Genomic DNA, 14,311 nt, shown 5'->3' on the forward strand with positions numbered 1-14,311 from the left:
GGAGGTTCTGCCTGTCTCGGAATGTCCGGCGGACGGAAGTACGTGCATGCTCGCTGAGGAGTCGCCCGGTACGGAACCTGACGGTTCTGTCTCTGCGAGAACCCCTTCGCCGATTTCACACGGACAAAGTTCCGTCACCGCGCATATGACGGATTGATGCCTCTGGAGAAGCCCCACCCACGTGCGCGATACGCTCTGTCGCGGTCCGGCCGGGCCCCCATCCGGAATGTTCCTTCCCGCGGTCAGCCCGGCGACGGCGTGCAGGACGTCCTCGGCGTGTGCGGCTAATCCCCATTCGTCCAGGGTATTCGCGACAAACCTATGCAATTCCCTTCGGCCTTGCGGTCCCCATTCCACGATGCGGGCCGTGAATCCGGACGTGGCAATTCCGAGGGCCAGGCCCCAGTCGTGAGCGTCTGGTGACGGGATGAGGTCTCTTTGTGCCACATTCTGTTCGACTTGAACCGATGCACTGCCGACCGGCTGCGCGTGACACGCTGTAGTCACTGCATGTGCCCGCACTGCCCCTCCCGGCGAGACGGCCAGTCGGCCGCCTCTCAACGGCCCTGGTCCGTCCAGTATCCCGGCGAGAAAGGAGACCGTGCAATTGCGCGAACAATTGCACCCGTTGGGGTAGAAGCGAACGCATGTACGCAGCGTGACTCTGCAATCCCTTCTTTACGGGGGAGGGCGTTCGAATCAGGCGTAGGAGGAAGGCCCGAATGGACTCTGCAGTGAACGGTGTTCCCGCCACGTCGCTCCGCGGCGTGCGGTGGGTGAAGAGCCGGCACAGTGCCGCCATGGGCAACTGTGTGGAGCTGGCGGTGCTGGCGGACGGCTCGGTGGCGGTGCGCAACTCGCGCCACCCGGAGGGCCCGGCGCTCATCTATACGCAGGCCGAGGTTGTCGCGTTCCTGGCGGGCGCGAAGGACGGGGAGTTCGACACGCTGGTCGTGTGACTCCCCGGCCCAATAACGGGGTTTGAGCCCCCGGCGAGCTCCTGGGTGGAAAACTCGTTCGTACCCGATGATCCCCGCAGGAGCTCGCATGTCCGCCGCTCGTCCGCTCAGCCTCCCGGACCTCGAGGTCTTCCGGGAACCCGGTCGGCACAACCCCACCGTGCTGCGCCGGATTCTCGCCGCGCAGCTACGAGCGCGTCGCAAGGGCGCCGGCGTGGAGGCATGGCAAGCCGCGCAGATCCTCGAATGCCACGACTCGAAGATCAGCCGGCTCGAGAGGCACGGCCAGGGACTGACGGAGCATGTCGTCGCGGTCCTGCTGCGGGCCTACGGGCTCGACGAGAGCGACATCGAGCTGTGCGTCGGGCTGGTGAGCGATCTGGACAAGCCGGGTTGGTGGCAGCGCTACGACGACCTGCTGCCCCCCTGGCTGGACGGGTTCATAGCGCTGCAAGAGGCGTCCTCGGTGATCCGCACCTACGAGGTACAGCTCGTTCCCGGGCTCCTGCAGACCAAGGACTACGCGACCTGGGTGACGCGCGGCAGGCCGTACGTGACCCCCGACGAGGTGGAACGCCTGGTCCAGGTGCGGATGCGCAGGCAGGAGCTGCTGTGGCGCACCGACGCCCCGAACCTGTGGGTCCTGCTCCACGAGGGGGTGCTCGAGATGTCGGGCGGTGGGCAGCGCGTGATGCGCAAACAGCTGGAGTACCTGATCGACGCGGCCGAACATCCGCACATCACGCTGCAGTTGACGCAGGTCCGTGACCAGCACTGCCCGCCGGTCGCCAACCCGATCACCTACCTCCGCTTCGACCAGCTGGGTCTGCCGGACACCGTGTATCTGGAGGACCTGGAGGACGCCCGGTTCCTGGACCGGCGAGAGGAGTGCGACCGGTACCGGTCGATGCTGGACACGCTTCTCAACTACGCCGCGGATCCCGACGAGACGGTGCGGCTGCTCAAGGCGAAGGCGCAGACGTTGTAGACGACACCCTCGCCGCACCGATCGCGGCGTCCCGTACCCGTGCGCGGAGTTCAGACGATCTTGCCGATGCCGCCGTACTCGATCCATTCATGCGTGGCGGGCCGGGGCCCGAGGACGGTGCCGGTGGGCCAGGTCGCGATGTCCACCAGGCCGGGCCGCAATACCTCGAGATCGCGGAAGTAGTGCTGGACGTCCTCGCGCCTGCGCACTTTGCCCCACTGCCCGGGCAGCGTGTCGAGCATGAGGCCGGTGATGGCCTTCCGTGTGGCGGCGTCGTCGCTGATCAGATGGCTGACCACCAGAACGCTGCCGGCTGTGAGCAGTTCGGCCATGGCGTGCAGGATCTCATCGGGACGGTCCTCGTCCGGGACGCACTGCAGCACGGAGACGAAGAGCGCGGCCACCGGCTGCGCGAAGTCGATGAGATCCGCCACCTGGGGATGGCCGGTGATGGAGGGCGGAGAGCGCAGGTCGGCTTGGATGACCGCGGTGTGCTGTGCTCCGGCCAGCAGGGCCCGGCCGTGGGCGAACACCATGGGGTCGTTGTCGATGTAGACCACGCGGGCCTCGGCATCGGTGTCCTGGGCGATCTCGTGCGTGTTGTTCCGTGTAGGCAGCCCGGACCCGAGATCGAGAAATTGGCGGACATTGTGCTCGGAAATGAGATATGGGATAAGGCGCCGCAGGAAGCCCCGGTTGTTCACAGCCAGGGTGGGCGTACTCGGAGCGTATTCGAGCAAGCCCGCGCACGCCCTGCGGTCGGCAGGGTAGTTGTCCTTGCCGCCCAGGTAGTAGTCGTGCATCCGGGCGAGGTTGGGCTGGGTGATGTCAATGGTGCGTGGCAGAGGCCTGTCGCCGGTATTCATGCGTCCCCTCCACGGCCCCCGAGAACAGCGAATGTTCATCGTAGTCAGGGCGGCGCGCCGGGAGCCAGGACTCCGCGATGGGAACAGCAGTCCCGTTCAGGTTCCGCCGCGGAGGCAGTCGGCGAAGGCTTCCGGTAACGACCCGTACGCAAGGGCGAGCCGGCAGGTCACGGTGAACGGTTCCACACCCATGAGGTCGGCGGACGACTGCGTGTCGAGCCGTATGCGATGGCGCAGTACGACGGCGTCGGCCTGTGCCAGGGGCAGCGTCCGGTACAGCACTTCGCAGGCGCCCATGCCGCCCGTCCGGCTGACTGCCGCCCTGGCGCGGGTGATCTCCGAACTCAGTAACTCCCAGGCCACCTCGGCGGGGTGCGATGCGCTCAGGGCGTGCGGCCAGTGCGTGGCGAGACGTCCCAGCGCGTTGGCCACGACCCGGCGGCCGGTGTCCGTGTCGCCCATCCGCGCTTGGGCGTAGCGCAGGTAGATGTCCTGGTAGAGCAGGCAGAAGGCCCGGTACGCCGGCGGTAACTGGATGTGCAGCTCGGCCACGGGCCACGGGGCTTCGTCGGAGTCGGGCCGGCGGGGCTGCTCGCGCACGGCGTCGCGGGCGTCGCCGGTGGCGGCCGGAGGGGCGGGGCGGGCGCAGGGGGGTGCTTCAGGGCACAGGGCGGCAGTCATCGGGGCTCCGGGAGGTCGGGTCGGTCGCCGGGGGAGGCATCCGGGCCGCGCGTCGGGGGCGGGGGCGTGGGCGGGGTCGCGTCGGCGGCGCTCTCCGGATGGAGGCGTACGAGGAAGCCGTACTCGACGGCCTCCCACAGGGGCCGGATGTCGGCCGGCCAGCCGCCCAGAGCTTTCACGAACGCTCCGGTGACCGGCCAGGTCGGTACTTCGTGTCCGTCCAGGACGGCTGCCACCACGGCGGGTGTGAGCAGGCCGTCGCCGGCCTCGCAGATCCGCTCGCCGCTGGGGTGCGCGGCGGCCAGGTGCAGACCGCGCAGCGCCGCGTGCAGCCGTTTCACCGCGTCGGGCAGGGGGTGGCGCACCGGCGGAGCCATGCCCTGAGCGTGTTCCCACAACATGCTCACCTCGCTCGGGTCGCCCCCGCAGGCCAGGACCAGCTGCCGGGTCACCTCCCACGTGGGCAGCCGTTCTCCGGTCAGGATGCGCGACACATAGGGTGCCGACAGACCGGAGCCGACCCGCGAAGCCGCCTCTTTGACAGTCAGTCCGCTCTTGCGGTGCAGATAGGACAGGGCTGCCGCGAGCTTGCTCCCGGCCCGCGAAGTGGCCTCGGCGAGGGCCTTGTGATCCAGCGGCGCACGGGTCGCCGACAGGACCACCTCCTGCTGCCGGGCCACGGACCGCTCCGTCGCCCGGCGGGCCAGCCGCCGCTCGACCTCCTTCGGCGCCCAGCGGGCCCGCGCCGTGGCGGTGCTGACGGACGCCGCCGCGGCCAACTGCTCCCAGCTCACCTTGTGCATGTGTTCCTCGTGCACCACGGCCGACATGTAGTACTCCACCTCCCTGCTCACCTCGCCGGCCAGGCTCAGCCGGACGCGCAAGGACTGTCCCTCGTACTCCGCCGTCAGCAGGCGGGCGACCAGGAGCTGGAGATCCTCGGCGATGTTCCGCCCGAGCGGGAGCGGTTTGGCTGCCGGGAGCCGCGTTCCGCCGCCTTTCCCGCGCTCGCGCTGAGCACGGCGACGGCACCGCAGCGAGCAGTATTCCTGGCGCCGTCCTATGGGATTGGTCCTCTGGAAGGACTGCCCGCAGTACCGGCACTCGCTTTCCTGAGGCTCACGCTTCGACATACTGCCTCCTTCTGTGCCCGTGCGCTGTTTCTCTCTCCTTCTGCGTGCACCCCTGATTCCGGCCGAAAGGGGAACAGCCTGTTCCCATTCCTCTGAGCGGAAGGAGGGGTACGGGCGCCCGTCGGGGTGATATCGCGGTCACCGACGGGCGCCCGTGAGGATCAGCTCCGGCGGATCCGTAGATAGCGGACGGAGGAGTGACGGGTCAGCGCGTACACCGAAGCGATCGCGCCGAAGCAGGCAGGCGCCTGCCACGTGCCGGAAATGAGCAGGATCGGCAGCACGACGAGCGCAAGGAAGGCGCTCAGCTGCAGCGTGCCACCCCAGGCACTCAAAACGTGGGTTTCACTACGGCGAAGCTGCGGAAGAGTAGCTTCGTAACCAGTTGGAGGCCGATAGCGGCCGACAGCTGAAAGGGGATCAAACACAGGAACCCTCCTTCGGGTTGTGGTTTCTGGGTGGTCAACTTGCCTGAGCGGCCCCGGTCTTGGTGTGCAGCCGGTCCGGGGCCGTCTCGTGTCTTGCGTCAATCGAAGCTATCGCCTCACCCGCGTCACCCGCTATCCGTACGGTTCAGTAAGGCAAATCTCGAGCGCGTGCGGTGAAAATCGAGGAAACGCTTCCGCGGGGTAGTTCCGAGTCGCAATTGCAGCTTCGTCAATAACGAACAAGTTTTGGCAGGATCTGTCGAAGCGCGAAGTGGATCGATCACTTGCGGCCTACCTGCAGGGAGAGGGCATCGGTCGGCGCGTCCGGCCCGAAAGCCGCGGCGTGTGCTCGGGGCCTGATGGAGGCGGTTCGTACAAGGGGCGGCAGGGTGCCCTCGTGCAAGGAGTCGCACAGGGAAGTCCGCGATACGCCTGCAATTGCAAACGGTCAATCGCGATCGAAGTATTGAGGATTGCGACGTAATAGGTGCGTACCGGCCGCCTGCCCTCGTCCGCCGTCTCCCGCAAGCGCCACGCGACCGGAAGGTTTCCACCTGGTCAGATGGGTGCAGCGTGCCCCCCGCTCAGAGGCGCCCCCGTGACAGATGAGAGGGTCGGGCGGGTGAGTGAGACACCGATGAACGCGTTGCAGTACCGCTTCGACGGTCCGGAAGACGCCCCGGTCCTGATCCTGGGCCCGTCCCTCGGCACCACCTGGCACATGTGGGACCGCCAGATACCCGAGCTGGCCAAGCAGTGGCGGGTGTTCCGCTTCGACCTTCCCGGGCACGGCGGCGCCCCCGCCCACCCGGCCGGATCCGTGGCGGAGCTCGCGAACCGGCTCCTCGCCACCCTCGACGCCGTGGGCGTGCAGCGCTTCGGGTACGCGGGCTGCTCGCTCGGCGGCGCGATCGGCGCCGAGCTGGCCCTGCGCCATCCGCAGCGGGTCGCCTCCCTCGCGCTGATCGCGGCCTCGCCGCGGTTCGGCACGGCCGACGAGTTCCGCCAGCGCGGTGTCATCGTGCGCAGCAACGGACTGGACCCGATCGCGCGGACGTCGCCGGAGCGCTGGTTCACCACCGGCTTCGCCGCCGCGCAGCCCGCGATCACGGACTGGGCCGTGCAGATGGTCCGGACGACCGACCCCGGGTGCTACATCGCCGCGTGCGAGGCGCTCGCCGCGTTCGACATCCGGGCGGAGCTGGGCGCCATCGGGGTTCCGACTCTCGTCCTGGTGGGGTCGGAGGACCAGGTCACGGGCCCGGCCGAGGCGCGTACGCTCGTCGCGGGCATTCCGGACGCGCGCCTCGCCGTCGTTCCCGGCGCCTCGCACCTGGCCCCGGTCGAGCAGCCCGCGGCCGTCACCGACCTCCTCGTACGGCACTTCTCCTCGGCCTGGATCCCCGGCTACGAGACCGGGCAGCACGCGATCGTGGCCGCGCCCGTCAAGCCGGTGATCGCGCCGCCGCCCCCGCCGGTCGCCCCGGTCGCCGAGATCACCGCCGCGGCCGCGCAGCCCGAGGCGGCCGTGCGCGCCGACCCGCACGAGGCGGGTCTGAAGGTGCGCCGCGAGGTCCTCGGCGACGCGCACGTGGACCAGGCGCTCGCCACGGCCGACGACTTCTCCGGCGACTTCCAGGAGTTCCTCACCCGCTACACCTGGGGCGAGATCTGGAGCCGTGCCGGGCTCGACCGGCGGATGCGTTCCGCCGTCGCGCTGACGGCCCTGGTCGCGGGCGGGCACCTCGACGAACTCGCCGCCCACACCCGGGCCGCCCTGCGCAACGGGCTGACCGCCGACGAGATCAAGGAAGTCCTGATCCAGTCGGCTGTGTACTGCGGGATGCCCGCCGCCAACGCGGCGTTCAAGGTGGCCAAGGAGGTCATCCGCGAGGAGACGACCCCGCAGGAGTAGCGGCGGTCCGTTCCCCGTTTGCCCGTACGGCGGAGCAGGATGGGACATATGAAGCTCACGAAGAAGTCCCACTCCTGCGTCCGCCTGGAGAAGGACGGACAGACGCTCGTCATCGACCCGGGCGGGTTCTCCGAGGAGGACGCCGCGCTCGGCGCCGACGCGATCCTGGTGACGCACGAACACCCCGACCACTTCGACGAGGCACGGCTGCGCGCCGGGATGGAGAAGAATCCCGGCGCGCGGATCTGGACGCTGAGGTCGGTGGCGGAGCAGCTCTCGGCGGCGTTCCCGGGCCGCGTCCACACGGTCGGGCACGGCGACACGTTCTCGGCGGCCGGGTTCGACGTCCAGGTCCACGGCGAGCTGCACGCCGTCATCCACCCGGACATCCCGCGCATCACGAACGTCGGTTATCTCGTGAAGGGGGCCGACGGGGGTTCCGTCTTCCACCCCGGTGACGCCCTCACCGTCCCGGACCAGCCGGTCGAGACGCTGATGCTGCCGGTCATGGCCCCGTGGAACAAGATCTCCGAGGTCATCGACTACGTACGTGAGGTGAAGCCGAGCCGCGCCTACGACATCCACGACGCGCTCCTGACCGACCTGGCCCGGCCGATCTACGACCGGCAGATCGGCGGGCTCGGCGGCGCGGAGCATCTGCGGCTGACGCCGGGGGATTCGGCGCAGGTTTGAACCGCCGGTCTCGAGACCCCGTTACTCGCCGAGGAGCCGGAGCACGTCGTCCGTCGTGCCGAGCTGGGCGATGCGCGGGAAGATCTTGCCCATCGCGTGCTCGTGGGACGCGGCGTCGGTGTCGGTCGTCGCGTCCGTGACGATCACCTGGTGGTAGCTCAGCTCGAACGCGGAGCGCGCGGTCGACTCGACGCCGATCGACGTCGAGATGCCGCCGAGCACGATCTGCGTGACGCCGCGCCGGCGCAGCTGCAGGTCCAGCTCGGTGCCGGTGAAGGCGCCCCAGTGCCGCTTGGTGATCACGATGTCGTTGCCGAGCGGGCCCAGGTCGGCCGGGAACTCGGCGAACTCGGCCGGCGGCGCCTGCGCGGGGCCGGGCGCCTCGGACCGGCTCACCGGCAGGTCGCCGCCGTCGGGCGACCACGTCACGCGCACGCGCACGACGGGCAGGCCCTTGGCGCGGAAGGCGTCGGCGAGCCGGGCGGCGTTCTTCAGCACGTCGGCCGAGGGGTGCACGGTGGGGAGGCCGAGGATGCCGTTCTGGAGGTCGATGAGGACGAGGGCGGGGCGCTCGTCCAGTGGGGTGCTGATGCTCATGATGCGCAGGCTACCTGTCTGACAGGAAAACTTGCAAGGTTGCCTGTCTATGTGTGGCGGTCGTGCGGGCCCGCTGTCGTCGGCCCGTTGTCACACCCGCCGGGTAGGTTGGACCGCATGCGCATTGCTACGTGGAACGTGAACTCGATCACCGCGCGCCTCCCGCGCCTCCTGGCCTGGCTGGAGTCCAGCGGCACGGACGTGCTGTGCATCCAGGAGACCAAGTGCTCGGCTGAGCAGTTCCCCACGGACGAGCTGCGGGAGCTGGGCTACGAGGCGGCGGTCAACGCCACGGGGCGGTGGAACGGGGTGGCGGTGCTCTCCCGTGTCGGCCTCGACGACGTCGTCCGGGGGCTGCCCGGTGACCCCGGGTACGAAGGTGTCGAGGAGCCCCGCGCCGTCTCCGCGACCTGCGGTCCGGTGCGTGTGTGGTCGGTCTATGTGCCGAACGGGCGGGAGGTCGGGCACCCGCACTACGCGTACAAGCTGGAGTGGTTCGAGGCGCTGAAGGCGGCCGTCGCGGGTGACGCGGCCGGCTCCCGGCCCTTCGCCGTCCTCGGTGACTACAACGTCGCTCCGACCGACGACGACGTCTGGGACATCTCCCTCTTCGAGGGCGCCACGCACGTCACCCCCGGCGAGCGCGCCGCGCTGGCCGCGCTTCGTGAGGCGGGGCTCTCGGACATCGTCCCGCGTCCTCTCAAGTACGACCGGCCCTTCACGTACTGGGACTACCGGCAGCTCGGGTTCCCGAAGAACCGGGGGATGCGGATCGATCTGGTGTACGGGAACGCGGCGTTCGCCGGCGCCGGCAAGGATGCGTATGTCGATCGGGAGGAGCGGAAGGGCAAGGGGGCTTCGGATCACGCCCCCGTGGTGGTCGACCTGGACGTGTAGCGCGGCTGCGGGCCGGTGGGGGCCGATCGCGCAGTTCCCCGCGCCCCTGGGTTGCGCACTGCGTGCGGCATCTTCTCGGTCTGTTTTCGGGTGCAGCGCCGCTGTGGCTGAGCGCGCAGTTCCCCGCGCCCCTGGGATGCGCACTGCGTGCGCCATCTCAAGCCTCGAGGGCCTGCGGCGAATCCGCGCACCCTTAGGGGCGCGGGGAACTGCGCGGCCGGCCACGACGCAACCCGCGCATCTTCACCGTCCGAGCGGACTACGGCGCGAGGAGCCGCAGGTTCACGGAGTCGGCCAGCGCAGCGAGGCCCGCGTCGCCCGGGTGCAGATGATCCCCGGAGTCGAACTCCGCCCGCATCCGCGAGGGCCGCTCCGGGTCACGGATCACCGCGTCGAAATCGAGCACCCCGTCGAACCCGGACCCGGGCCCGCGCAAGAACCCGTTCACAGCGACCCGCTCCGCATCAGCCGCGGCCGTGCACAAGGCCTCCCCCTCGCACGGAGTGATCGTCGCCCCGATCACCTTCAGACCCCGCGCATGCGCCCGCCGCGCGATCTCCCGCAGCCCCGCCACGACCTGCTCCGCGCTCGCTCCCCACCGCACGTCGTTGACGCCCTGGAACACCACGACGCTCCGCGCCGAGGTCTGCGAGAAGACGTCACGGTCGAGGCGGTGCAGGGCGCTCACCCCGCCCGTGTCGGTGGAGACACCGTCCCCGGGGTACCGGTCGGCGACGACACGGTTGGCGGAGATGCCTTCGTTGAGCACGCCGTAGCGCGGCACGTCCGACTGGGCCAGCAGCCGCGTGGCCAGCACGTTCGGCCACCGCCGATTGGCGTCCCGCGTCGAGCGGACCCCGTCCGTGATGGAGTCGCCGAGCAGCACCACCGACCCCGGCCCACCGCCCACGTCGACCCCCGTCAGCAGCGGCCAGTACGAGATCGTCGACGTGTACGCCGACCCCGCCGCCTCCGCCGCGTGGTCCCCGGGCTCACTCACGTACGACGTCTGGATCGCCTGACTGTGCACGGGCGCGGCGGCCACCGGCTCGGGGAGGTGGAAGCTCACCAGCAGGCTGGTGTCGGCCGGGACCCGGAAGCCGACCGGGTCGCTGTACGCCTGGCCGCCCGCGGGCAGCACAGCCCCCCGCGCGCCCCGGAACGTCAGCCGCACCGGCTTCCCCCGCGCCTCCGCCCCGGCGCCCTGTACCGCCACCGACGCGCTCCCGACCCGTACCGGCGTCGACGCGAACGTGTTGTCGAGGCGGATGCGTACCCGTGAGCCGCCGACGCTGCTGTGCACGACGAGCCGCACCGTGCGGTCGATCCAGGGCCCGACCGTCGTGTACCCGGCGGGGGACGCCGCCCAGGTGCCGGTCCAGCCGGTCGTCGCCGCGCGGACGGAGAGGGAGAAGACGTGCAGGGCCGGGCTGCCACCCGTCGCCCGGGGCAGGTCCACCGACGAGATCCGGTGGCCGGAGCGCACCGGCACCGTCACCACGTACAGGCGGGTCTTCTCGGTGAGCTGCCCGCCGGGCGTGTTGCGGTGCGGCAGCGCCACCGACTTCGTGGCGAGGGGGCCGGTGCGCCAGTCGGGCGCGGTGAGCGAGTACGTGGAACGGGAGCCGTCCGCGTAGCGCACTGTGCCGGAGCCGTGCGCGTCGCCGCCGGTCCCGGCGACGAGGAACGCCAGCGCGTCGCCCCGGCCGGTGACGCGGACGCGCTGGCCGTCGGCCCGTACGTTGTCGGGTCCCGCGCCCGCCGTGCGCGGCCAGGTCAGCCTGGCGCCCTCGACGCCGAGCCGGGTGCCGGGGGTCCAGCCCGCCGCGGTCAGGTCCTGCGCGGAGAGCGAGCCGCCCGCGCCGTCGAAGTCGGCGGCGCCGGGCGCGGTGTCGTCGCTGACCGCGCGGTTGTCGAAGAGCCGCTCCAGGGGGAGCGGCCCGGGTCTGTGCGGGGCCGTGGTGGCGCCCGCGGCCGTGACGGGGGCGAGGCCCGCGCAGACGGCCAGGGCGAGGGCGGTGGTCCAGGTGCGTCGGCGCACGACCGGCTCCCTTCGTGGTGCGGCTGGCGTGACAGTGGCCACCGAAGTGGCATGACAGTCACCACCGAAGTGGCGTGAGAGTGCGCACTGAAGGTAAGGAGGAGGTGACGACGGGTCAATGAGGTGCGGCCGAAGGCGGCGTGAACTCACCGCGAACGTAGGCCAGCGCGCCTGTGGTGCGAGGGCGGGGGCGGATGCGAGGCTGGTCGGTATGAAGATCCCTTTCGTGGAGCATTGGCGCAAGAGGTACGGCGCGTCGGCGGTGGCCGTCTTCTCGTCGGACGGGGCCGACGCGGCCGGCCTTGCCGAACTCCTCGCCGAGTGCGAACTGTTGCGCACGCAGGCGGAACAGTCCGGGGTCGAACTCGACGACTCCGTACAGTCCTTGGCGGCGCTCGACCAACTGGTGCCGCGCTGGCGGGAGGACGAGGAGGCGCTGCACTGGCTCGGCAACGACGCGGGGCTCTACCTCGGCACGGTTCTCGTGCGCCGGGTGCCCGGCGCCGCGTGGGTGATCTGGCCCGACGGGCAGCCGGTGGTACGGCTCGCGTCGGGCCGGGAGATCGACGTGGTGGAGGCCGGTCACGCCTGGGCGGCGAGCGGGGCCCCGGAGTTGTCGCAGTTCTACGCGGAGGCCGCCGAGTTCTAGCGAGGCCGGTGCCCGAACGCAGTTGAACCGCAAATACGGTTAATGCCCATACTCGCGTGTCGTCCGTTAAGTCCCATATCGGCGTGGATAGTTTGCGCGGACCGACACAGCTGAGAGTGGGCAGGTACTGCCATGGCCGTCGATCCGTTGATCGAGCTGCGTGACGTGAACAAGCACTACGGGGAGCTGCATGTCCTCCAGGGCATCGATCTCACCGTCGGCAAGGGGGAGGTGGTGGTGGTCATCGGCCCCTCGGGGTCGGGAAAGTCGACGCTCTGCCGGACGATCAACCGCCTGGAGACCATCAGGTCGGGATCGATCCGGCTCGACGGACAGCCGCTGCCCGCGGAGGGCAAGGCGCTCGCCCGGCTGCGGGCCGAAGTCGGCATGGTCTTCCAGTCCTTCAACCTCTTCGCGCACAAGACGGTCCTGCAGAACGTCTCCCTTGCCCAGGTGAAGGTCAGGAAGCGCAAGAAGGACGAGGCCGACAAGCGCTCCCGCGAACTCCTCGACCGGGTCGGACTCGCCGCGCACGCCGACAAGTTCCCCGCCCAGCTCTCCGGCGGCCAGCAGCAGCGCGTGGCCATCGCCCGCGCCCTGGCCATGGACCCCAAGGCGCTCCTCTTCGACGAGCCGACCTCGGCCCTCGACCCCGAGATGATCAACGAGGTCCTCGAGGTCATGCGGCAACTGGCGCGCGAGGGCATGACGATGGTCGTCGTCACCCACGAGATGGGCTTCGCCCGTACCGCCGCCGACCGCGTCGTCTTCATGGCGGACGGCAGGATCGTCGAGGACCGCGCCCCGGAGGACTTCTTCAGCCACCCCGAGAGCGAGCGCGCCCGGGACTTCCTCTCCAAGATCCTCAAGCACTGACGGGGGAGTGCAGCACGCATGATGCGCAAGTCGCCACCGCTTCTTGCCGCCCTGGCGCTGACGGCCCTCGCCGCCACCGCCTGCGGCAAGGAGGGCAGCCCGCCCGTCAAGGGCCCGTCGGGGGACGAACTCCCCAGGTACACCGTCGCGCAGGGCTTCTCCCTGCCCGGCTCCCGGACGTGGCGGGCCGCTGAGCGGCGCGGACACTTCGTCGTCGGCGCCAAGGAGGACCAGCCCTACCTCGGCGAGAAGAACCCGGCCAACGGCGTCTACTCCGGGTTCGACATCGAGATCGCCAAGATGGTCTCGGCCTCGCTCGGCCTGGACCCGAAGAAGATCACGTTCAAGACGATCGCCTCCGCCAACCGCGAGACGGCCCTGCAGAACGGCCAGATCGACTACTACGTCGGCACGTACACCATCAACGACAACCGCAAGAAGCTCGTCGGCTTCGCGGGCCCCTACTACATGGCGGGCCAGTCGCTGCTCGTGCGCACCGACGAGGACGCCATCAAGGGCGCCCGCGACCTCGACGGCAAACGCGTCTGCTCGGCCGCGGGTTCGACCCCGTACCAGCGCATCCAGGCCGACCACCCGAAGGCCGACCTCGTCGCCTACGACACGTACTCGATCTGCGTCGACAACCTGCTGACCTACCAGGTCGACGCCGTCACCACCGACGACGCGATCCTGCTCGGCTTCGCCGCCAAGGCGCCCGACGAGATGAAGGTGACCGGCCGGCCGTTCTCGCAGGAGCCGTACGGCATCGGCCTCCCACGGAGCGACAACGCGCTGCGGTCCGCCATGAACGACGCCCTCGAAGCGCGGCAGAAGAACGGCGACTGGAAGCGCGCCTACGAGGCAACGCTCGGCCTGTCCGGCGAGTCCGCCCCGCAGCCGCCCGCCATCGACCGCTACCCGGCGAGCTGAGGAGCGCGACCGTGAACGTCCTGACCGACAACTTCTCGCTCTACTGGAAGGGCTTCCTCGGCACCGTCGAACTGACCGTCTACGCCTCGGTCCTCGCCCTCGTGCTCGGCTTCCTCATGGCGTCCTTCCGCGTCGCGCCCGTCGGCTCCTTCCGCGCCCTCGGCACCGCCTGGGTCACCGTCCTGCGCAACACCCCGCTCACCCTGCTGTTCTTCGCGGTGCTGCTCGGCCTTCCGCGCTTCGGACTCGTCCTCCCCTTCACCGTCTTCGCGGTGCTCGCGCTCGGCTGCTACACCTCCGCGTTCATCTGCGAGGCGGTGCGCTCCGGCATCAACACCGTGCCCAAGGGGCAGGGGGAGGCGGCGCGCAGCCTCGGCATGACCTTCGGTCAGACGCTGACGCACGTGATCCTGCCGCAGGCGTTCCGGTCCGTGATCCCGCCGGTCGGCTCCACGCTCATCGCGCTCGCCAAGAACTCGGCGATCGCGGGCGCGTTCAGCGTCGTCGAACTGCTCGGCACGTACAAGACGCTCAGCGAGCTCGGCTACAACATCATCTGGACGTTCGTCTGGATCGCGATCGGCTACCTCGTCATCACGCTCGCCATCAGCGCCTTGTTCAACATCCTCGAGAAGCGCTGGGGGGTCGCGCGGTGAGC

15 protein-coding genes are annotated in these 14,311 nt (G+C 69.9%); 9 read left to right on the forward strand and 6 right to left on the reverse strand.

What is annotated here, in order from left to right; all coding sequences use genetic code 11:
• The first annotated feature begins 722 nt into the window (after positions 1-722).
• Both ACH4RC_RS02175 and ACH4RC_RS02180 read left to right on the forward strand, forming a co-directional pair.
• The gene (locus tag ACH4RC_RS02175; protein ID WP_398193957.1) at positions 723-959 is read left to right on the forward strand and encodes a DUF397 domain-containing protein; all 237 of its coding nucleotides are present in this window, start codon (positions 723-725) and stop codon (positions 957-959) included.
• Positions 960-1,047: 88 nt separating this feature from the next.
• The gene (locus ACH4RC_RS02180) at positions 1,048-1,947 is read left to right on the forward strand and encodes a helix-turn-helix domain-containing protein (RefSeq protein WP_398193960.1); all 900 of its coding nucleotides are present in this window, start codon (positions 1,048-1,050) and stop codon (positions 1,945-1,947) included.
• Positions 1,948-1,997: 50 nt separating this feature from the next.
• Here ACH4RC_RS02180 and ACH4RC_RS02185 read toward each other — a convergent pair whose 3' ends face one another.
• The 4 genes from ACH4RC_RS02185 to ACH4RC_RS02200 all read right to left on the reverse strand — a co-directional run bounded on the left by ACH4RC_RS02185 (position 1,998) and on the right by ACH4RC_RS02200 (position 5,055).
• On the reverse strand, positions 1,998-2,813 hold the full coding sequence (locus ACH4RC_RS02185; RefSeq protein WP_398193962.1) for an SAM-dependent methyltransferase: 816 nt from the start codon (positions 2,811-2,813) through the stop codon (positions 1,998-2,000).
• Positions 2,814-2,909: 96 nt separating this feature from the next.
• Positions 2,910-3,494: a hypothetical protein gene (locus tag ACH4RC_RS02190; protein WP_398193964.1), complete on the reverse strand. Its 585-nt coding sequence runs from the start codon at positions 3,492-3,494 to the stop codon at positions 2,910-2,912.
• On the reverse strand, positions 3,491-4,627 hold the full coding sequence (locus tag ACH4RC_RS02195; protein WP_398193966.1) for a helix-turn-helix domain-containing protein: 1,137 nt from the start codon (positions 4,625-4,627) through the stop codon (positions 3,491-3,493). The genes ACH4RC_RS02190 and ACH4RC_RS02195 overlap by 4 nt, the downstream gene beginning before the upstream one ends.
• A gap of 161 nt (positions 4,628-4,788) precedes the next feature.
• Positions 4,789-5,055: a hypothetical protein gene (locus tag ACH4RC_RS02200; protein WP_398193969.1), complete on the reverse strand. Its 267-nt coding sequence runs from the start codon at positions 5,053-5,055 to the stop codon at positions 4,789-4,791.
• Between the two features lie 622 nt (positions 5,056-5,677).
• Here ACH4RC_RS02200 and ACH4RC_RS02205 point away from each other — a divergent pair.
• Entirely contained in the window at positions 5,678-6,970 is a 1,293-nt protein-coding gene (locus ACH4RC_RS02205) for an alpha/beta fold hydrolase (RefSeq protein WP_398193971.1), read from the forward strand.
• A gap of 48 nt (positions 6,971-7,018) precedes the next feature.
• Positions 7,019-7,663, forward strand: coding sequence for an MBL fold metallo-hydrolase (locus ACH4RC_RS02210; protein ID WP_398193973.1), 645 nt, complete (start codon positions 7,019-7,021; stop codon positions 7,661-7,663).
• Between the two features lie 21 nt (positions 7,664-7,684).
• On the opposite strand, the gene ACH4RC_RS02215 is transcribed toward ACH4RC_RS02210, so the two are convergent.
• Positions 7,685-8,260 carry a hydrolase gene (locus ACH4RC_RS02215; RefSeq protein WP_398193975.1) on the reverse strand — a complete coding sequence of 192 codons (576 nt, stop codon included), beginning with the start codon at positions 8,258-8,260 and terminating at the stop codon, positions 7,685-7,687.
• 117 nt (positions 8,261-8,377) lie between these two features.
• Here ACH4RC_RS02215 and ACH4RC_RS02220 point away from each other — a divergent pair, with 117 nt between their 5' ends.
• On the forward strand, positions 8,378-9,157 hold the full coding sequence (locus tag ACH4RC_RS02220; protein ID WP_398193978.1) for an exodeoxyribonuclease III: 780 nt from the start codon (positions 8,378-8,380) through the stop codon (positions 9,155-9,157).
• A gap of 259 nt (positions 9,158-9,416) precedes the next feature.
• On the opposite strand, the gene ACH4RC_RS02225 is transcribed toward ACH4RC_RS02220, so the two are convergent.
• Positions 9,417-11,198: an SGNH/GDSL hydrolase family protein gene (locus ACH4RC_RS02225; protein ID WP_398193981.1), complete on the reverse strand. Its 1,782-nt coding sequence runs from the start codon at positions 11,196-11,198 to the stop codon at positions 9,417-9,419.
• 211 nt (positions 11,199-11,409) lie between these two features.
• Here ACH4RC_RS02225 and ACH4RC_RS02230 point away from each other — a divergent pair, with 211 nt between their 5' ends.
• The 4 genes from ACH4RC_RS02230 to ACH4RC_RS02245 all read left to right on the forward strand — a co-directional run bounded on the left by ACH4RC_RS02230 (position 11,410) and on the right by ACH4RC_RS02245 (position 14,309).
• A complete protein-coding gene (locus tag ACH4RC_RS02230; RefSeq protein ID WP_398193984.1) occupies positions 11,410-11,847 on the forward strand; it encodes a DUF6278 family protein in 438 nt (145 codons plus the stop codon).
• A gap of 132 nt (positions 11,848-11,979) precedes the next feature.
• Positions 11,980-12,723 (forward strand): amino acid ABC transporter ATP-binding protein, encoded by a 744-nt coding sequence (locus ACH4RC_RS02235; RefSeq protein ID WP_398193986.1) that lies wholly within the window; start codon positions 11,980-11,982, stop codon positions 12,721-12,723.
• Between the two features lie 18 nt (positions 12,724-12,741).
• On the forward strand, positions 12,742-13,653 hold the full coding sequence (locus ACH4RC_RS02240) for a glutamate ABC transporter substrate-binding protein (RefSeq protein WP_398193989.1): 912 nt from the start codon (positions 12,742-12,744) through the stop codon (positions 13,651-13,653).
• Positions 13,654-13,664: 11 nt separating this feature from the next.
• Positions 13,665-14,309, forward strand: coding sequence for an amino acid ABC transporter permease (locus ACH4RC_RS02245; protein WP_398193992.1), 645 nt, complete (start codon positions 13,665-13,667; stop codon positions 14,307-14,309).
• Positions 14,310-14,311 lie beyond the last annotated feature (2 nt).

Source organism: Streptomyces sp. NPDC016845 (assembly GCF_044332585.1).
GTDB lineage: Bacteria > Actinomycetota > Actinomycetes > Streptomycetales > Streptomycetaceae > Streptomyces.